This window comes from Duganella callida, from assembly GCF_004614165.1.
Lineage (GTDB): Bacteria > Pseudomonadota > Gammaproteobacteria > Burkholderiales > Burkholderiaceae_D > Rugamonas > Rugamonas callida.
Window position 1 is genome coordinate 1 of sequence record NZ_SPVG01000082.1, and the last position, 3,207, is coordinate 3,207.

The window sequence follows — 3,207 nt, forward strand, 5'->3', positions numbered from 1 at the left end:
GCCGCGGCGGCAGCCGGCGCCGCGGCGGCCAGGACCGGCGCCGATGGCAAAGCCAATGCCGTCGGGCAGCAGACCGTCGCCACCACGGCCGATGCGGCATCCGCCACGCCCGCAGATCAGAATGCGGACGCCTTCACTGTCGACCAACTGACGGCCGCCAAAGCGGATACCGCGCCCCACGCGGACGCCAAGACCACCGTGGCCGCCGACGCACAACCGCAGCTTTCGCAGACGCAGCAACAACAGCGCGCCGGCGCCGACAGCGCCCAGCTGACCGCCACGCCGCAAGCCCAGACCAAGGCGAATGCCGAAGTGGCCACCGCGCTGAAGGAAGCCAGCAACATCACCATCGCGCCGACCGCCGCGCACGCGGCGCAGGAAATCGCCCGCGCCGCCACCGCCGTGCCGACCGACAAGCTGAGCAGCCGCGTCGGCAGCCAGGGCTGGGATCAGCAACTGGGCCAGAAGATCGTCTTCATGGCCGCCGGTGGCGAGCAGAGCGCAACCATGGAACTGAATCCACCCGACCTCGGCCCGCTGCAAGTGGTGCTGAGCGTGAACAAGGACCAGGCCACCGCCGCCTTCACCTCGGCCGCGCCGGAAGTGCGCCAGGCGCTCGAATCGGCCATGCCGAAACTGAAAGAAATGATGAGCGACGCCGGCATCCAGCTCGGCAGCGCGACCGTCTCGGCCGGCATGCAGGACCAGGGCGGCAATGCGTCCAGCCAGCAGGCCGGCAGCTTCGGCGCCGGCAGCGGCAATGGCGGCACTGGCCGCTCGGGCGGCAACTACGCCGGCGACACCACGGGCGCGGAAGTCCAGCGCAGCGCGCCACCGGCACGCCGCCTGCCGCCGGGCGCCGTGGACACGTTTGCATAAAACAGCACCTGCCGCCTGCTCAGTCATGCCGTATCGGCGCAGCGCCGATGCGGCATGACGTGGTTTGGGGCCAGGTTGTTGTCTGTTACACTACGGAAATGTCAAGCAGGGCCGTGATCGCCCTTCTTTTCGGCGTATCTCGCTGCGCGGGCAGAGCCGATAATGACATAATGACGGCGTACACCACTTCCACCGCACGCAAGGGCTATTTTGAAAGCGAATCCAAAAATGAAAGCTGATCAGAAGGTTGAGGCGCCCTCCGGGGGCGGCAGCAAGAAACTGATCATCATCATCCTGGCCGTGGTATTGCTGCTGGGCGCAGCCGGCGGCGGCGCCGCCTGGTTCTTCATGCACGGCAAGGCCGACGCCGAAGAACATGACGAAGCGCCGGCCAAGAAGAAAAAATCCAAGAAGCCGGCAGGTCCGCCGAAGTACGTTCCGATCGAACCGTTCACCGTCAACCTGCAGCCCGGTGAAAGCGGCGCCGACCAGTACCTGCAGCTGGCCATCACCCTGCAGGTCGAGAACGAGGAAGAGGAAACCAACATCAAGGCCAACATGGCCAAGGTGCGCAGCCGCATGCTGCTGCTGTTGTCCAGCAAGCACGCGGCCGAGCTCAGCACTCCGGAAGGCAAGGTCCAGCTGGCCAAGGAAATCATCACCACCTTGAAGGATCCGTTCGAAGACCGCGGCTCGCCGCAGGAAATCGAGGACGTGCTGTTCACCTCCTTCATCATTCAGTAACACCGTAGAACCATGGCCGATAATTTTCTCTCCCAGGAAGAAGTCGATGCCCTTCTGAAGGGCGTCAACGGCGATCAGGACGACGTCCAGACGCAGGAAGATGTCGCGGGAGTACGCACCTATAACCTGGCGACCCAGGAACGTATCGTGCGTGGGCGCATGCCGACGCTGGAAATTATCAACGAGCGCTTCGCGCGCCTGTTGCGCGTCGGCCTGTTCAACTTCCTGCGCCGCAGCGCCGAGGTGTCGGTCGGCTCGGTGCGGGTGTCCAAGTATTCCGAGTTCATCCGCAACCTGGTGGTGCCGACCAACCTCAACCTGGTGCACATGAAGCCGCTGCGCGGCACGGCGCTGATGGTGTTCGATCCGGGCCTGGTGTTCCTGCTGGTGGACAACCTGTTCGGCGGCGACGGCCGTTTCCACACCCGCGTCGAGGGCCGCGACTTTACCCAGACCGAGCAGCGCATCATCCTGCGCATCCTGGACATCGTGTTCGAGGCCTACACCAAGTCGTGGGAACCGGTGTATCCGGTCGAGTTCGAATACATCCGCTCGGAAATGAACACCCAGTTCGCCAACATCGCCACCCCGAACGAGGTGGTGGTGGCGTCGACCTTCACGGTGGAACTGGGCTCGGTGTCGGGCCAGATCCACTTCTGCATGCCGTACTCGATGATCGAGCCGATTCGCGATTCGCTGACCTCCAGCCTGCAGGGCGAGGCGCTGGAAGTGGACAAGCGCTGGATCCGCCTGATGACCCAGCAGATCCAGATCGCCGAAGTCGAGCTGGTGGCCTCGCTGGGCACGGCCAAGGTCAACTTCGATGAAATCCTCAACATGCGCGTGGGCGACATCATTCCGCTGCAGATCCCGGAATTCATTTCGGCCACGGTGGACGGCGTGCCGGTGATGGATTGCAGCTACGGCGTCAAGAACGGACAATATGCGCTGAAGGTCGAGAAACTGCTGGCCAACGCCGATAATCTTAAATAACGCCGGCGCCCGCGCCCGGTGACTGCAACACAGGAGAGAAACATGTCGGACAATCAAGACGATCAACCGCTGGACGAAGACGATCCTTGGGGTGCGGCGATCGCCGAACAGGCGCAGGCGGAAGCCGCCGCGCTGGAAAAGGCCCAGGCCGCCGCCGCGGCCCAGGCTGCCGTGTTCAAGGATTTCGGCAGTGCGCCCAGCAAGACCGAAACCCACAACGATATCGACTTCATCCTGGACATTCCGGTCCAGCTGACGGTGGAACTGGGCCGCACCAAGATCGCCATCAAGAATCTGCTGCAACTGGCGCAGGGTTCGGTGGTGGAACTGGACGGCCTGGCCGGCGAGCCGATGGACGTGCTGGTCAACGGCTGCCTGATCGCCCAGGGCGAGGTGGTGGTGGTGAACGACAAGTTCGGTATCCGCCTGACCGACATCATCACGCCGTCCGAACGTATCCGAAAACTGAATAAATGAAGCCCGGACTGATCCTTACCCTGTTTTGCGCGGCGGCCTTGGCCGCCGCGCCCGCTATGGCCCAACGCAGCGTTTCCGGTACCATAGGCGGCGCGCATGCGACCAGCGCCGCCA

4 protein-coding genes are annotated in these 3,207 nt (G+C 63.8%); all 4 read left to right on the forward strand.

Annotated features, from left to right (window positions below; all coding sequences use genetic code 11):
* Positions 1–879, forward strand: an 879-nt coding sequence (locus tag E4L98_RS08645; protein ID WP_135201158.1) for a flagellar hook-length control protein FliK, incomplete at its 5' end; no start/stop codon positions are given.
* Between the two features lie 228 nt (positions 880–1,107).
* Complete coding sequence (gene fliL / locus E4L98_RS08650) at positions 1,108–1,623, forward strand: flagellar basal body-associated protein FliL (RefSeq protein WP_135201159.1); 516 nt, start codon at positions 1,108–1,110, stop codon at positions 1,621–1,623.
* A gap of 12 nt (positions 1,624–1,635) precedes the next feature.
* Positions 1,636–2,616, forward strand: a complete 981-nt coding sequence (gene fliM / locus E4L98_RS08655) for a flagellar motor switch protein FliM (protein WP_135201160.1) — start codon at positions 1,636–1,638, stop codon at positions 2,614–2,616.
* A 42-nt stretch (positions 2,617–2,658) separates the two neighbouring features.
* A complete protein-coding gene (gene fliN, locus E4L98_RS08660) occupies positions 2,659–3,093 on the forward strand; it encodes a flagellar motor switch protein FliN (RefSeq protein WP_135201161.1) in 435 nt (144 codons plus the stop codon).
* Positions 3,094–3,207: the final 114 nt, after the last annotated feature.

Excerpts from the sequence above, each read along its gene's own strand:
- fliM (WP_135201160.1), top strand. The coding sequence starts at position 1,636 with ATGGCCGATAATTTTCTCTCCCAGGAAGAAGTCGATGCCCTTCTGAAG.
- fliN (WP_135201161.1), top strand. The coding sequence starts at position 2,659 with ATGTCGGACAATCAAGACGATCAACCGCTGGACGAAGACGATCCTTGG.
- fliL (WP_135201159.1), top strand. The coding sequence starts at position 1,108 with ATGAAAGCTGATCAGAAGGTTGAGGCGCCCTCCGGGGGCGGCAGCAAG.